Below are 14,175 nucleotides of genomic sequence, written 5' to 3'. Positions count from 1 at the left end.
CGTCAGGGCGGCCCAAGCCTCTCACGGCGCCCCCAGCCGGCGCTCCATCGACCCGGCGGGGTCGGGCTTGTGTACCCTGCCGCCCATGAGCGACAGCGCACCGCCGCCCCCGCCACCGCCCGGGGGCGAGGGCCAGCCCTACGGCCAGCAGCCACCCCCGCCGCCCGGGGGCGAGGGCCAGCCCTACGGCCAGCAGCCACCCCCGCCACCGACCTACGGCGCCCCGCCCCCGCAGTACGCTCCCCAGCCGAAGACCTCGGTGATGGCGATCGTGGCCCTGGTCTCGGGCATCCTCGGCCTGGTGTGCTGTGGCTGGTTCGTGTTCAGCGTGGTGGCCGTGGTCACCGGCTACCTGGGCAAGAAGGAGATCGCCGACTCCCAGGGCGCGAAGACCGGGGCCGGTCTGGCGCAGTGGGGTCTGATCCTCGGCGTCGTCGGCATCGTGCTCAGCATCGTCGTGGTGGTCCTGCGGGTCGCCGGTGTGGTCGACACCAGCTTCACCTTCGACACCACCAGCTGACCGGTGTGCGCCTGGGTCAGGGCGCCAGCCAGCCGCCGGCCGGCAGGTTCCGCAGGACCGTGAAGACGACCATCACGGCGGTCAGGACCGCGTAGGACGAGGCAGCGCCCAGGGCCTTGGGGGTGTAGGCCCGGCCGTGCCACGCGGCCAGCAGCGTGCGGGCCGCGACCCAGCCGACGACCGGCAGCAGCACCACGAGCAGCAGGTTGGAGGAGGCCGCGCCGGCCAGGTCGGCGTGGGTGAGGTCGTTGACCGCGCGCAGGCCGCCGCACCCGGGGCAGTAGACCCCGAACAGGGCGAAGGTGGGGCACACCCCCCAGCTGCCCTGGACGTGGGGGTCGCGCACGTGCAGCGCGACGGCTCCGAGCGCCAGGCCGCCCAGGGTCGCCAGTGGCGGCCTGAGCCGCTGCCAGCGCGTGCCGGCAGCACCCTGCACCGGCCGCGCTGCGAGAAGACTCATCCGCTCAGTGCGGGCTGTCGCCCAGCCCCATCCTCGTCATCACCAGGAAGACCGGCAGACCTGCCAGGGCCACCACGACCCCGACCCAGAACAGCGTCATGTTGACCGGGGTGAGCATCAGCGCGATCCCACCGATCACGAAGCCCACCATCGCCACGGCGGTACCGGTCCAGCCTGCGGGGTTGCTGCCGTGGTTTCCAGACATTGCGGGCCACTCCTCCAGTTCGAGACCGTCACACGGTGCTGGCGCCAGTGTAGGGGTCAGTGCTCGGCGGTGGGGTCGCGACCCTCGTCCATGGCCTGCCACAGATCCAGGTTCGAGCGGGGGGTCTGGAGGCCGGCGCCCCGACCGGGTGCGTCGTACCGCGCCCCCATCTCCGGCCAGGTCCGCACCGACCGGGCCGCGACCACGGTCACCAGCAGCGACACCACCGCGCCGAGGAGCGCTGCCCAGAACCAGGGGGTCCAGCCGAGGGTGACCTGCGGGTCGCCGGCGTCCTCCGCCGCCCGCTCCACCCACTGCGGCACCACGAACCAGGCGACCACCACCGCGGACACGGTGGCTGCGGCCGCCAGCACGCCGAGCCAGGCGACCGCGACCCGGAGTCGGCCGCGGGCCACCAGCAGCACGCCCCAGGCCGCGAGCACGACCAGGCTGGTCGCGGCGGCGACCGGCAGCCCGTGGCCGAGGGACTCCAGCCGGGCCCGGTCGGCGCCCAGCAGCGGGTCCACCCCGGCCACGCGGGCCCAGGGCCTGGTACTGGCCACCGCGGTCAGCGCCCCGGAGGCCAGCCCGAGGAGCACCGCGGGCGCGGCCCGGCCTCCCCGCTCAGCCATCGGCACGCAGCACGTCGGCGTCGAAGCAGGTGCGCGCCCCGGTGTGACAGGCGGGTCCCTCCTGGTCGACCTTGACCAGCAGGGTGTCCCCGTCACAGTCCAGGCGCACCTCCCGGACCCACTGACGGTGCCCCGAGGTGTCCCCCTTGCGCCAGTACTCACCGCGCGAGCGGCTCCAGAAGGTCACCCGGCCGGACCGCAGGGTGCGGGCCAGCGCCTCGTCGTCCATCCAGCCCAGCATCAGCACCTCCCCCGTGTCGTGCTGCTGCACCACGGCGGGGACGAGCCCGGCGCCGTCACGCTTGAGCCTGGCGGCGATGGCGGGGTCGAGGCCCGGCTGGGCGGGAGCGGTCACGTCGGCCATTATCGCGTGCCCTGCTGGGCCACCCACGACGCGTGCAGCCCGGCGTAGACGCCCTCCTCTGCCACGAGCACGGCGTGAGGCCCCCGTTGGACGATCCGGCCCCGGTCCACGACCACCACCTCGTCGGCGTTCTCGGCGGTGGAGAGCCGGTGGGCGATGGTGACGGAGGTGCGGCCGCGCATCAGCTGCTCCAGCGCGCGCCCGATCCGCATCTCCAGGGCCGGGTCCACCGCGCTGGTCGCCTCGTCCAGCACCAGCAGGTCCGGGTCGGCCAGGTGGGCCCGCAGCAGGGCCACCAGCTGTCGCTCCCCGGCCGAGAGCGACTCACCGCGTTGACCGACGCGGGTGGCCAGACCCCGAGGCAGGCTGCTGAGCCAGTCGGCCAGCCCGAGCTGCTCGGCGGAGGTCCAGATGTCGGCGTCGGTGGCGTCCAGCCTGCCGTAGCGCACGTTCGCGGCGAGCGTGTCGTCGAAGAGGAAGCCCTCCTGAGGCACCAGCACCACGCCCCGCCGGAGCGAGTCGCCGGACACCTCCCGCACGTCCACGCCGTCCAGGCGCACCACCCCCTCGGCCGGGTCCATCAGCCGGGTGAGCAGCTTGGCGAAGGTCGACTTCCCCGACCCGGTCTCGCCGACGATCGCCAGCCGGGTGCCGGCGGCGACCTCCAGGGTGACCTCCCGCAGCACCGGCGGTCCGCCGGGGTAGGCGAAGGTCACCCGGTCGAACTCGACGTCGATCGGGCCGCGGGGAAGCACCACCCCGTCCGGACCGGGATCGACCAGGTCGGCGGGCGTGTCCAGGATGCCGATGACCCGCCGCCACCCGGCGATCGCGTTCTGGGCGTCGGTGAGGATCTGGGTGCCCATCTGCACCGGGCCGACGAACAGGGTCACCAGGTAGGCGAACGCCAGCACCTTCCCCGCCGTGATCTCTCCGGCGAAGCCGAGCCAGACCCCGACGATGATGACGCCGGCGTTGGCCAGCCCGGCCGAGACACCCCCCAGGGAGAACGAGAAGGCCGTGAAGCCCTGGGCACGGGTGCTGGCGGCCTGGTTGGCCGCGACCGCCCGGTCGATGCGGGCCTGGGTGCGCCTCTCGACGGCGTACAGACGGACCACCGCCGCGCCGACCACCGGCTCGGCGATCGCCGACAGCATGACCGCGACCTGCTGCCGGACGACCGTGTACGCCGCGGAGAGCCGCCGCTGGAAGTAGCGCAGCGAGGCGAACAACGGTGCGAAGCACACCCACACCACCAGCGTGAGCTGCCAGCTGTACCAGGCCATCACGGCGGTGGCGACCAGGATCTGCCCGACGCTGACCACGAAGAGCAGTCCGCCGAAGACCAGGAACTGGCTGACCTGGTCGACGTCACTGGTCACCCGCGAGACCAGCGCACCCCGACGCTCGGTGCTCTGGGTGAGCAGCGGCAGGTCGTGCACGTGCCGGAAGGCCTTGATGCGCAAGGTGGCCAGGCCCCGCTCGGAGGACCGGAACAGCCGGCTGGTCATGAGGTAGGAGGCCCCGCTGGTGACCACGATCGCGAGGGCGGCGGCCAGGCTCAGCACGACCGTGAAGGACAGGTCCGGCCCGTCCGGGCCGCGCACACCGCGGTCGACCGTCTGCTGGACGGCTACCGGCACGACCACCTGCCCGAGCGCGGCGACCAGGGCCAGCAGGAGGGTCCCCACGAACCCCTCCTTGAGCTCCGGGGAGTGCCGCACCCCGCGGCGGATGGTGTCGAGTGCCCGGAGGTCCTCCCCCGACCCCATCCGGCTGGTCGTGCTCACGCCGGCTCCTCGGCCAGGTCGTGCACGTGCTCGTAGGCGTTGACGAGGCGGGAGTAGTCGGGGTTGCGGCCGAGCAGGTCGGCGTGCGTGCCGCGGTCGGCGATCCGGCCGTCCTGGAGGAACAGCACCTCGTCGGCCAGCCCGATCGTGGCCTTGCGGTAGGCCACCACGACCAGGGTGGTGCCGGTGCCGGTCGCCCGCAGCCCGTCCAGGATGCGCGCCTCCACCTCCGGGTCGACGGCCGAGGTGGCGTCGTCCAGGACCAGGAGGCGGGGATGACGGACCAGCGCCCTCGCCAGCGCGATCCGCTGGCGCTGTCCCCCCGAGAGCGAGGTGCCGCGCTCACCCAGCCGGGAGTCCAGCCCCTCCCGCAGCGCGGCCACGAAACCGTCGGCCTGGGCGGTGCGCAACGCCGCCCAGACCTCCTCGTCGGAGACCTCGGCCCCCAGGGTGACGTTGCCGCGCACGGTGTCGTCGAAGAGGAACGCCGTCTGCGGGACCACGGCGAGCACCTCGGCGAGCCCACCCCGGCGCAGGTCGCGCACGTCGGTCCCGTCGACTCGCACCGTGCCGGTGTCGGGGTCGAGCAGCCGCCCGACCAGCGCAGTGAGCGTGCTCTTCCCCGAGGCCGTCGCCCCGACCAGCGCCACGGTCCGGCCGGGCTCCACGGTGAACCCGACATCGGTGAGCAGCTGCTGGTCGGGGGTGTAGGTGTAGGAGACGCCGGCCAGCTCCAGCCGCGCGCCGGTCCGGACGGTGGGCAGCGACAGGTCCCCGTAGCCGAGCTCACCGGTGGCGGCGAGCACGGACCGGACCCGAGCGAACCCCACCACGCTGCGGGGGAACTCGCCGAGGAGCCAGCCGATGGAGCGGATCGGGAACGACACGATCGTGAGCAGGTAGGTGATGGTGACGACGTCCCCGGCGTCGGCGGCACCGGCACCGACCCGGGCGACGCCGACCACCAGCACCACGAGCACACCGAGGTTGGGCAGCGCGGCCAAGGTGGGGTCGAAGGCGGCCCGGATCCGGCCCGCCCGGGTGTTGACGTCGCGCAGCTCCTCGGCAAGGGCCGCGAACCGGGCGGTCTCCTCGGGCTCCCGGCCGAGCGTCTTGACCACCATCGCCCCGTCGAAGGACTCGTGCGCGATCTCACTGACGTCGGCGCGCAGACCCTGGGCGCGGGTCATCAGCGGTGAGGCCAGCCGTTGGTAGGCGAGGTTGGCGACGACCACCAGCGGGAACACCAGCAGGCCGACCAGAGCCATCACCACGTCGGTCGCCAGCATCTGCGCCACCGCGACCACCATCATCGCCACCGTGCCGACGGCCATCGGCAAGGGAGCGATCGGCGCCCAGGCGGCCTCGACGTCGGAGTTCGCGTTGGAGAGCAGCTGGCCGGTGGGGTGGCGCTGGTGCCACTCCATGGGCAGCGAGAGGTACTGCCGGGTGACCGCGCGGCGGTCGTGGGCCTGCATGCGGTACTGCATCACCCCGGCCCCGAGCCGCCGGGCGACGATGCCCACCGCGCGCAGCAGTGCGACCCCGACGAAGAGGGCCAGCACGGCCCAGAGCAGCTCGGGGGCGATGGTGCCCTTCTTGAACGCAGGCACGACCACATGGTCGGTGGCCCAGCCCAGCACCCACGCGTCGGCCACGGTGAGGGCCCCGAACAGCAGGCTCCCCACCGTGGAGACGGTGAAGATCCAGGGCTCGCGGCGGATGGCCACCCACAAGACGGCGAACCCTTCGCGGGTGGTGGCCCCCCGCCGGCCCGCCGACACCTCCGTCACCGGGTCAGGGTATGCCGCGGCGCCGACCCTGGTGAAACCACCGCTGGCCGCCGGGGCCGGCTCAGCGGACGGGGTAGCCGGCCTGGGCGAGCGCGGCCTTGACGTCGGCGATCCGCAGCGTGCCGAAGTGGAACACGCTGGCGGCGAGGACCGCGTCGGCACCTGCGGCGACCGCGGGGGCGAAGTGCTCGGCGGCTCCGGCGCCACCGGAGGCGACGATCGGGATCGGCACCTCCCGGCGGACCGCGGCGATCAGGTCCACGTCGAAGCCGGCGCGGGTGCCGTCCGCGTCCATGGCGTTGAGCAGGATCTCGCCCGCCCCCAGCTCGGTGGCCCGGACCGCCCAGGCGATCGCGTCCAGGCCGGCCGACCGACGACCTCCGTGGGTGGTCACCTCGAACCCCGAGTCGGTCTCGGGTGCCCGGCGGGCGTCGACCGACAGCACCACCACCTGGTTGCCGAACCGGTCGGCGATCTCGGCGACGAGCTCGGGGCGCCGGATCGCGGCGGTGTTCACCGAGACCTTGTCCGCGCCGGCCCGTAGCAGCCGGTCGACGTCCTCGACCGAGGAGACGCCACCACCGACGGTGAGCGGGATGAACACCTCCTCAGCGGTGCGGGAGACGATCTCGAGCGTGGTCGCCCGCCCCTCGTGCGAGGCACTGATGTCGAGGAAGGTCAGCTCGTCGGCACCCTCCGCGTCGTAGGTCCGGGCCAGCTCGACCGGGTCCCCCGCGTCCCGCAGCCCGCGGAAGTTCACGCCCTTGACCACGCGCCCCGCGTCGACGTCAAGGCACGGGATGACCCGCACCGACAACGTCATCGGGCTGCCCCCGGCCTGGTGAGTGAGAGCGCCTCCTCCAGGGTGAACCGCCCCTCGTACAGCGCGGTGCCGATGATGGCTCCCTCCACCCCCTCGGGCACGAGCTGCTGGAGTGCCGCGAGGTCGGCCAGCTCGGTGATCCCCCCGGAGGCGACCACCGGCCTCGAGGTGGCTGCGCACACCGACCGGAGCAGCTCGAGGTTGGGCCCCTGCAGCATGCCGTCCTTCGCGACGTCGGTGACGACGTAGCGCGCGCAGCCCTCGCCGTCGAGCCGGGCGAGCACCTCGAACAGGTCGCCGCCCTCGCGGGTCCAGCCCCGCGCGGCCAGGGTACGGCCGCGCACGTCCAGCCCGACCGCGACGCGGTCGCCGTGCTCCGCGATCGCCCGGGCGCACCACTCGGGCTCCTCCAGGGCGGCGGTGCCGAGGTTGACCCGCCGGCACCCGGTCGCGAGCGCGGCCACCAGCGACTCGTCGTCGCGGATGCCGCCGCTCATCTCGACGTCGATGTCCAGCTGCCCCACGATCCGGGCCTGCAGCTCGCGGTTGTGGCCGAGCCCGAACGCGGCGTCGAGGTCGACCAGGTGGATCCACTCCGCGCCCGCGCGCTGCCAGCGCAGCGCGGCCTCGACCGGGTCGCCGAACCGCTTCTCCGAGCCGGCCACTCCCTGGACCAGCTGGACGGCCTGTCCCCCTGCGACGTCGACCGCGGGGAGGAGCTGGAGGTAGGACATCGGATCACCTGTTCCTAGAGGCTGTCGACCCAGTTGCGGAGCAGGACCGCCCCTGCGTCGCCGGACTTCTCGGGGTGGAACTGCGTAGCGCTGAGCGGGCCGTTCTCCACCGCCGCCACGAACCGGTCGCCGTCGTGGCGTGCCCAGGTGACCTGGGGCGCCCGGGTCCGGTCGTTGGTCACCAGGGTCCACTGCCGCACGGCGTAGGAGTGCACGAAGTAGAAGCGCTGGTCCGACACACCCGCGAAGAGGATGCTGCCCTCGGGCGGCTCCACGGTGTTCCAGCCCATGTGCGGGACGACGGACGCCTCCAGCCGCTCCACGACGCCGGGCCACTCCCCGCAGCCCTGGGTCTCCAGACCGTGCTCGATCCCAAGCTCGAAGAGCACCTGCATGCCGACACAGATGCCGAGCACCGGCCGGCCCCCTGCCAGGCGGCGACCGATCACCTCGGGCCCACGCACGCGGCGCAGGCCCGCCATGCAGGCAGCGAACGCCCCGACCCCAGGGACGACCAGTCCGTCCGCCTCGACGGCCGGTGTCCGCTCCCCGGTCAGGGTGACCTCCGCGCCGGCGCGCTCCAGGGCGCGCACCGCCGAGCGCAGGTTGCCCGACCCGTAGTCCAGTACGACGACCCGCTTCACGTCAGAGGGCACCCTTGGTCGACGGCACGCCGGCCTCGCGCGGGTCCCGGGAGGCGGCGTCCCTGAACGCGCGGGCGAAGGCCTTGAACTGCGCCTCGACGAGGTGGTGCGGGTCGCGTCCGGCCAGGACCCGCACGTGGAGGGCGAGCGTGGCGTGGAAGGCCAGGGTCTCGAAGACGTGGCGGGTCAGCGAGCCCAGGTACGCGCCGCCGATCGTGACGAAGGCCTGACCCTCGGGCTCGCCGGTGTGCACGCAGTAGGGGCGGCCGGACAGGTCCACCGCGCACTGCACCAGCGTCTCGTCCAGCGGGACGAGGGCATCGCCGAAGCGCCGGATCCCCGCCTTGTCGCCGAGCGCCGCCCGGAGCGCGTCGCCGAGCGCGATCGCGGTGTCCTCGACAGTGTGGTGGGCGTCCACGTGGGTGTCGCCGTCGGTGCGCACCACCAGGTCGACCAGCGCGTGACGGGCGAAGGAGGCCAGCATGTGGTCGTAGAAGCCGATCCCCGTGGAGACCTGCGACGCGCCGGTGCCGTCGAGGTCCACCTCGACGTGCACGGTGGACTCCTTGGTCGCTCGGTCGATCGTCGCCGTGCGGCTCATCTGTCTGCCTCCCTCATCGCCGACCGTACCTGGGTCAGCGCCCGCCTGAATGCTGCCATCTCCTCGGGGGTGCCCACCGACACCCGCAGCCAGCCCTCCGGCCCGGTCGCCCGGACCAGCACCCCTTCGTCCAGCAGGCCCTGCCAGACGGCGTCCCGGTCGGGGAAGCAGCCGAACAGCACGAAGTTCGCGTCGCTGTCGGCCACGGCGTACCCCTCCGCGCGCAGCCACCCGACCAGGCCGTCCCTCTCGGCGCGCAGCGCATCCACCTGGCCGAGCAGGTCACCGGCGTGGCGCAGCGCCGCCACGGCGACCGCCTGGGTCACCGTGGAGAGGTGGTAGGGCAGCCGCACCACCCGCAGCGCCCGGCACACGGCCGGGTCCGCGGCGAGGTAGCCGAGCCGGGCGCCCGCCAGCGCGAAAGCCTTGCTCATCGTGCGGGTGACCACCAGGTTCCGGTGGGCGGGCAGCAGCTCCAGGGCGCTGGGGGTCCCGGCCCGCCGGAACTCGGCGTAGGCCTCGTCGACCACGACCAGGCCCGTGTCGCCGACCGCCTCGCAGAGCGCCTCGACCGTCACCAGCGGCAGGGCGGTGCCGGTGGGGTTGTTCGGCGAGGGCACCAGGAGCACCGAGGGCCGGCACTCGGCGACCAGCTCCCTGGCGTGGTCGAGGTCGAGGCTGAAGTCCTGCTCGCGGCGGCCGACGACCCACGCGGTGTGGGTGTTCCGGGCGTACTCGGGGTACATGGAGTACGTCGGGGCGAAGGACAGCGCGACGCGGCCGGGCCCACCGAAGGCCTGGAGCAGGTGGAGCATCACCTCGTTGGAGCCGTTGGCGGCCCAGACTCCCTCAGGAGTCACGCCGTGGCCCAGGTAGTCGGCCAGCGCGGCGCGCAGCGCACCGAGCTCGCGGTCGGGGTAGCGGTTCAGCGTGGCTGCGGACTCCGACACCGACCGGGTGATCTCCGCCACCACCTCGGCCGAGGGGGGGTAGGGGTTCTCGTTGACGTTCAGCAGCACCGGCACGGCCAGCTGGGGGGCGCCGTACGGCTCCAGGCCGCGCAGCTCGGGCCGCACGGGCGGCCACGTCGGTGCCGCGTCCCCCTCGGGTCCCACGCTCAGCCCTCGAGGCGGACCCGGACCGCTGCCGCGTGGCCGGGCAGGTCCTCGGCCTCGGCGAGGGCGGTCACGTGGGCGGCCACCTCAGCGAGGGCGTCACGGGTGTAGTGGACGACGTGGACGGCCTTGAGGAACGAGCGCACCGACAACCCCGAGGAGTGGCAGGCGCAGCCGGCCGTCGGCAGCACGTGGTTGGACCCGGCGCAGTAGTCGCCGAGCGAGACCGGCGCGTAGGAGCCGACGAAGACGGCCCCCGCGTTGTGGATCCGGCCGAGCAGCCGCCCGGGTTCAGCGGTGTGCACCTCCAGGTGCTCCGCGGCGTAGGCGTTGACGACCGCGAGCCCCTGGTCGAGGTCGTCGACGAGCACGATGCCCGACTGCCGCCCGGACAGGGCGGTGCGCACCCGCTCGACGTGGCGGGTGACCGACACCTGCTTGTCCAGCTCGGCCTCCACCTCGTCGGCGAGCCGCTCGGAGGGGGTGACCAGGACCGACGCTGCCATCGGGTCGTGCTCGGCCTGGCTGAGCAGGTCCGCCGCGACGTGGGCGGCCACGGCGGTGTCGTCGGCGAGGACCGCGATCTCGGTCGGCCCGGCCTCGGCGTCGATCCCGACCACGCCCTTGAGCAGGCGCTTGGCCGAGACCGTGTAGATGTTCCCGGGCCCGGTGACCAGGTCCACCGGACGGCAGGGGCCGGCCCCGTAGGCGAACATCGCGATCGCCTGGGCGCCGCCCACGGCGTACACCTCCCGGACGCCGAGCAGGGCGCACGCGGCGAGGATGTTCGGGTGCGGCAGGCCGCCGTGCGCCGCCTGCGGCGAGGAGGTGAGGGCGATCGACCCGACGCCGGCGACCTGCGCCGGGACGACGTTCATCACCACGCTGGAGACCAGCGGTGCCAGCCCGCCGGGGACGTAGAGGCCCACCCGCTCCACGGGGACCTTGGCGTGGGTGACGGTGGCACCCGGCCCGAGCTCGGTCACCACGTCGCTCTCGAGCTCGGCCGTGCAGGTCTCACGCAGCCGGCGGATGGATTCCTCCAGCCCCGCGCGGACCGCCGGGTCTAGCTCGTGCAGCGCCGCGGCCAGTGCCTCCGGGGGCACCGCGATGTCGGTCTGCGCGACCCCGTCGAACCGGGCCGAGAACTCGGTGATCGCCGCGACGCCGCGCTCACGCACGGCCTCGCAGATCGGACGCACCACCTCCAGGGTCGACTCCACGTCCAGGTCGGCCCTCGGCACCACGGACCGGTAGTCGACGGCCGCGCCGCCTCTCGCCGCGGCGCCGCGGAGATCGATGCGGCGGATCATGGACATGAGTCTAGGTGCTGGCGCGCGCCGCGCCGGGCCCTGTCTCGGCGCTAGGGTCGTCCGGGTGAGCCTCCCCCTGCCGATGTTCCCGCTGAACACCGTGCTGTTCCCCGGTGTGGTGGTGCCGCTGCGCGTGTTCGAGGACCGCTACCGCTCCCTGGTGCACCATCTGCTGCGGGAGCCGGACCCGACCCGTCGGCTGTTCGGGTCGGTGGCGATCCGCGAGGGCTACGAGGTGGGTGAGCACGGCACCCAGTCGCTGTTCCGGGTCGGCTGCCGGCTGCAGCTCACCGAGGTCTCACCCCGGGCCGACGGCTCGTTCGACATCGAGGCGGTCGGGCGCGACCGGATCCGGCTGGACCGGCTGGACACCGGGGGGCCGTTCCCCCAGGGCGAGGTGGCCGTGCTGCCGACCGAGCGGCGCACCGTGCCCCGCCCGGTGGTCGAGCAGGCGTTGGCGGTCTTCCACGCCTACCGGGCCGCGGTCACCGGCCTGCGGGCGGACCCGCTCCCCGAGACGCTGCCCCGGGACCCCGAGCTCCTCTCCTGGACACTCGCCGCCGTCGCGCCGCTGCCCTTGCCCGAGCGCCAGTCCCTGCTGGAGACCGAGGACGCCGAGCTGCGGCTGGTGCTGGTCACCGACCTGCTGCGAGGGGAGCTGCGGACGATGAACGTGCTTCCCTCGCTCCCGGCGACCGAGGTCGCTCGGACCCGCTGGTCACCGAACTGAGGCGGGCGATGGGTGCGAAGGCCTCGGGGGGCACGCCGGCGACCACGGTGCTGTCCCGCGCGGGCGTGCGGTTCACGCTGCACCCCTACGACCACGACCCGCGGGCGGCGTCGTACGGCCTGGAGGCGGCCCGGGCGCTGGGAGCGGACCCGGCGCGGGTGCTCAAGACGCTGCTCGCCGTGCTGGATGGCGAGCTGGTGGTGGGCGTCGTCCCGGTCTCGGGCCAGCTCGACCTCAAGGCGCTGGCCCGGGCGCTGGGTGGCCGGCGCGCGGTGATGGCAGACGTGATCGCGGCGGAACGCGCGACGGGGTACGTCGCCGGCGGCATCTCACCGATCGGTCAGCGTCGCCGGCACCGCACCGTCGTGGACGACACCGCCCTGTCCCACCCCACGGTGCTGGTCTCCGCGGGCCGGCGGGGGCTGGACCTCGAGATCGAGCCCGCGGAGCTGGTGCGGATCACCGGGGCGCTGGTCGCTGCCGTCGCTGGGTAGTGCGCCGGGTCCTCAGTCGGTGGTGAGGCTCACCTGGAGGTGGGAGACGTCGCCGTCGAGCCAGCCACTCACGCCCAGACCCGAGAGCGGCGCGAGGTTCTCAGACAGCTCCGGGTCGTCACGGGTGAGGCGGGTCAGCCAGCTGCCTCCGGCATCGAAGTCGACGAACAGCACCACGCCGGCACGGTCCGCCTCGGGCACCACGGCGCGGAAGGTGCGGGTGTCCCCCAGACCACCGTCGGCCAGCAGCCGTGAGCGGTAGTCGGCCTGGGGGCCGATCGCGACGGCGTCGCCCTCGGTGTCGGAGTCGAGGAGGCCGGCGGCCTCCGCGGGCAGCCGGGTGCGCAGGGTGCCCAGCACCCGCTCGATCCCGGCAACGTCCCCGTGCACGGTGACCCCGAGCGGGATCTCCCACCCGTCGGTGGAGCCGGCCAGGGCGTCGAGGTCGAGGTCCGGGCCCATGGCCACCACGGTGGAGTCCCCGAGCAGGGTCTCGGCGTCCTCCGGCAGGGTGAGCCCGGTCTCCTTCGAGAGCCGGTCCTGCCAGTCCTGCCCGGTGGTGGCGCTGCCGTCCAGCGCGTTCAGCTCCTCGACGAGCCGGTCCGACCACCCCTCGGCGAGCCCGAGGCCCAGCGCCGCCGCGGTGTCGTCAGGCAGGTCGGCGACCGCGGCACCGGCCCGGTCGGAGACCGGGAGCGGGTCCGGACCGACCCCGCCGACCACCTCGAGCTGCAGCGAGCCGTCGTGGAACCGGACCGTTCCCGCCATGCCTTCGAAGTCCTCCAGGGCCCGGCCGGCCTCCGTCCCCTCGGCAGCGCCCGACTCCGCCATCAGGTCACCCAGCGAGCCGCCCGCGGCAGGGGCGGCGTACATGGTCACGATGCCGGGGTCACCCACCGCTTCCTGCCACTGCTGGTAGGTGGGGTCGTCGGCCAACGAGGCGGTGGCGGCGGCGTCAGCCACCTCCTGGGCCACCTCGGCGTCCTCGGCGACCACCGCCCAGCCGTCGGAGACGACCCAGCCCCCTTCGGCGGTCGCGGAGGGTGAGGTGGTCGCCTCACCGCAGCCGCGGAGGCGGGCCAGACCCTCCTCTGCGGCCGACTCGTCGCTGACCGAGAGCACGACCACGGGGCTCGGCGTGTCCCCGCCGGCGTCCACCACGGCCACCGCGGCGCGGGCACCCAGCCACGGCTCGATGTCGCGACCGTAGTCGAGGCCGGCACACCCGGCGTCGTCCTGCACCCAGTCGTAGATCGCCCGGCGCAGGTCGTCGGAGGTGTCCAGACCCAGCCGGTCGTCCAGGGCCGGGAACTTCTTCAGCATCCGGACGGCCTCGATCTTCTGCGTGGCCGACGGATCCAGGTCGACGCTGAGGTAGGCCAGGGTCCCCGCCGGCAGCGCCTCGGCCGGCTGCGGTCCCGAGCCCAGCAGCGCCATCGCCGCCCAGGTGCCGGCACCGGCCACCGCGAGTGCACCCACCACGCCCACGCCGACCACCAGCGACCGCGGGCGGACCCGGGGCACCCCGCTCCCGCTCTGGTCGAGGTACTCGGGCACACCCGGGGCGGGCTGTCGGTCGGACACGAGCGTCTCCTGGGGCGGATCGACGAAGGGCGAGCGGCTGCTCAGACGGCCGCCGGGTCGCGCTCCACAGTATCCGCGCGCGCACCCTCACGACCCCGGAACCGACGCACTGCCTCCTCCACCAGCACGATCCCCGCCAGTCCGGCGAGCGCCCCGGCGGGCAGCAGCAGGTAGGGGCTGACACCGTGGACCCGCAGGTCGAGCGGCAGGGCCGTGAGGTCGGGGGCGGTGGCCGCCTCCCGGTCCGGGTCCGCCGGGCCCAGCGCGCGGCCCACCCGCGCCATCACCCACCCGGCCAGCCTCGCCCGCGGGAGGGCGGCAGCCCGCCTGGTAAGCGAGTGGCGCCGGACCACGCGGACGCCGAGACCCCCGA

The 14,175-nt window shown here is 74.0% G+C and carries 17 protein-coding genes; 3 read left to right on the top strand and 14 right to left on the bottom strand.

Translation table 11 applies throughout. The features are described from left to right. Positions 1-85: 85 nt before the first annotated feature. A complete protein-coding gene (locus PLP61_RS02745; protein ID WP_324500141.1) occupies positions 86-520 on the top strand; it encodes a DUF4190 domain-containing protein in 435 nt (144 codons plus the stop codon). A 16-nt stretch (positions 521-536) separates the two neighbouring features. Here the strand turns inward: PLP61_RS02745 and PLP61_RS02740 are convergent, their stop codons facing one another. The 12 genes from PLP61_RS02740 to hisD all read right to left on the bottom strand — a co-directional run bounded on the left by PLP61_RS02740 (position 537) and on the right by hisD (position 10,994). Next, complete coding sequence (locus PLP61_RS02740) at positions 537-980, bottom strand: DUF2752 domain-containing protein (RefSeq protein WP_324500139.1); 444 nt, start codon at positions 978-980, stop codon at positions 537-539. A 4-nt stretch (positions 981-984) separates the two neighbouring features. After that, complete coding sequence (locus PLP61_RS02735) at positions 985-1,185, bottom strand: HGxxPAAW family protein (protein WP_324500136.1); 201 nt, start codon at positions 1,183-1,185, stop codon at positions 985-987. Positions 1,186-1,241: 56 nt separating this feature from the next. Then, positions 1,242-1,817 carry a Trp biosynthesis-associated membrane protein gene (locus PLP61_RS02730; RefSeq protein ID WP_324500134.1) on the bottom strand — a complete coding sequence of 192 codons (576 nt, stop codon included), beginning with the start codon at positions 1,815-1,817 and terminating at the stop codon, positions 1,242-1,244. After that, entirely contained in the window at positions 1,810-2,172 is a 363-nt protein-coding gene (gene hisI, locus PLP61_RS02725) for a phosphoribosyl-AMP cyclohydrolase (protein ID WP_324500132.1), read from the bottom strand. Before hisI ends, PLP61_RS02730 begins: the two co-directional genes overlap by 8 nt. An 8-nt stretch (positions 2,173-2,180) precedes the next feature. Beyond that, the gene (locus PLP61_RS02720; protein WP_324500130.1) at positions 2,181-3,971 is read right to left on the bottom strand and encodes an ABC transporter ATP-binding protein; all 1,791 of its coding nucleotides are present in this window, start codon (positions 3,969-3,971) and stop codon (positions 2,181-2,183) included. Further along, complete coding sequence (locus PLP61_RS02715) at positions 3,968-5,764, bottom strand: ABC transporter ATP-binding protein (protein WP_324500128.1); 1,797 nt, start codon at positions 5,762-5,764, stop codon at positions 3,968-3,970. Before PLP61_RS02715 ends, PLP61_RS02720 begins: the two co-directional genes overlap by 4 nt. Positions 5,765-5,825: 61 nt before the next feature. Then, positions 5,826-6,587, bottom strand: coding sequence for an imidazole glycerol phosphate synthase subunit HisF (gene hisF / locus PLP61_RS02710; RefSeq protein ID WP_324500126.1), 762 nt, complete (start codon positions 6,585-6,587; stop codon positions 5,826-5,828). Next, positions 6,584-7,321 (bottom strand): bifunctional 1-(5-phosphoribosyl)-5-((5-phosphoribosylamino)methylideneamino)imidazole-4-carboxamide isomerase/phosphoribosylanthranilate isomerase PriA, encoded by a 738-nt coding sequence (priA, locus tag PLP61_RS02705; RefSeq protein WP_324500124.1) that lies wholly within the window; start codon positions 7,319-7,321, stop codon positions 6,584-6,586. Before priA ends, hisF begins: the two co-directional genes overlap by 4 nt. A gap of 14 nt (positions 7,322-7,335) precedes the next feature. Next, complete coding sequence (gene hisH / locus PLP61_RS02700) at positions 7,336-7,965, bottom strand: imidazole glycerol phosphate synthase subunit HisH (protein ID WP_324500122.1); 630 nt, start codon at positions 7,963-7,965, stop codon at positions 7,336-7,338. Between the two features lies 1 nt (position 7,966). Continuing rightward, a complete protein-coding gene (gene hisB / locus PLP61_RS02695; protein WP_324500120.1) occupies positions 7,967-8,566 on the bottom strand; it encodes an imidazoleglycerol-phosphate dehydratase HisB in 600 nt (199 codons plus the stop codon). Next, complete coding sequence (locus PLP61_RS02690) at positions 8,563-9,681, bottom strand: histidinol-phosphate transaminase (RefSeq protein WP_324500118.1); 1,119 nt, start codon at positions 9,679-9,681, stop codon at positions 8,563-8,565. The genes hisB and PLP61_RS02690 overlap by 4 nt, the downstream gene beginning before the upstream one ends. Positions 9,682-9,683: 2 nt before the next feature. Next, entirely contained in the window at positions 9,684-10,994 is a 1,311-nt protein-coding gene (hisD, locus tag PLP61_RS02685; RefSeq protein WP_324500116.1) for a histidinol dehydrogenase, read from the bottom strand. Positions 10,995-11,058: 64 nt separating this feature from the next. On the opposite strand from hisD, the gene PLP61_RS02680 reads away from it, so the two are divergent. After that, positions 11,059-11,724: an LON peptidase substrate-binding domain-containing protein gene (locus tag PLP61_RS02680; RefSeq protein WP_324500114.1), complete on the top strand. Its 666-nt coding sequence runs from the start codon at positions 11,059-11,061 to the stop codon at positions 11,722-11,724. 8 nt (positions 11,725-11,732) lie between these two features. Then, positions 11,733-12,218 carry a Cys-tRNA(Pro) deacylase gene (gene ybaK / locus PLP61_RS02675; RefSeq protein ID WP_324500112.1) on the top strand — a complete coding sequence of 162 codons (486 nt, stop codon included), beginning with the start codon at positions 11,733-11,735 and terminating at the stop codon, positions 12,216-12,218. Between the two features lie 12 nt (positions 12,219-12,230). Here the strand turns inward: ybaK and PLP61_RS02670 are convergent, their stop codons facing one another. Together PLP61_RS02670 and PLP61_RS02665 are read right to left on the bottom strand one after the other, a co-directional pair. Continuing rightward, positions 12,231-13,802, bottom strand: coding sequence for a DUF3352 domain-containing protein (locus PLP61_RS02670; RefSeq protein WP_324500110.1), 1,572 nt, complete (start codon positions 13,800-13,802; stop codon positions 12,231-12,233). A gap of 41 nt (positions 13,803-13,843) precedes the next feature. Beyond that, positions 13,844-14,175, bottom strand: a 332-nt coding sequence (locus PLP61_RS02665) for a hypothetical protein (RefSeq protein ID WP_324500109.1), incomplete at its 5' end; no start/stop codon positions are given.

Origin of the sequence: Nocardioides sp. (assembly GCF_035429765.1) — a bacterium.
GTDB lineage: Bacteria > Actinomycetota > Actinomycetes > Propionibacteriales > Nocardioidaceae > Nocardioides.
Note: the sequence above shows the minus strand (reverse complement) of the source record. Positions and strands in the feature narration are given on the sequence as shown.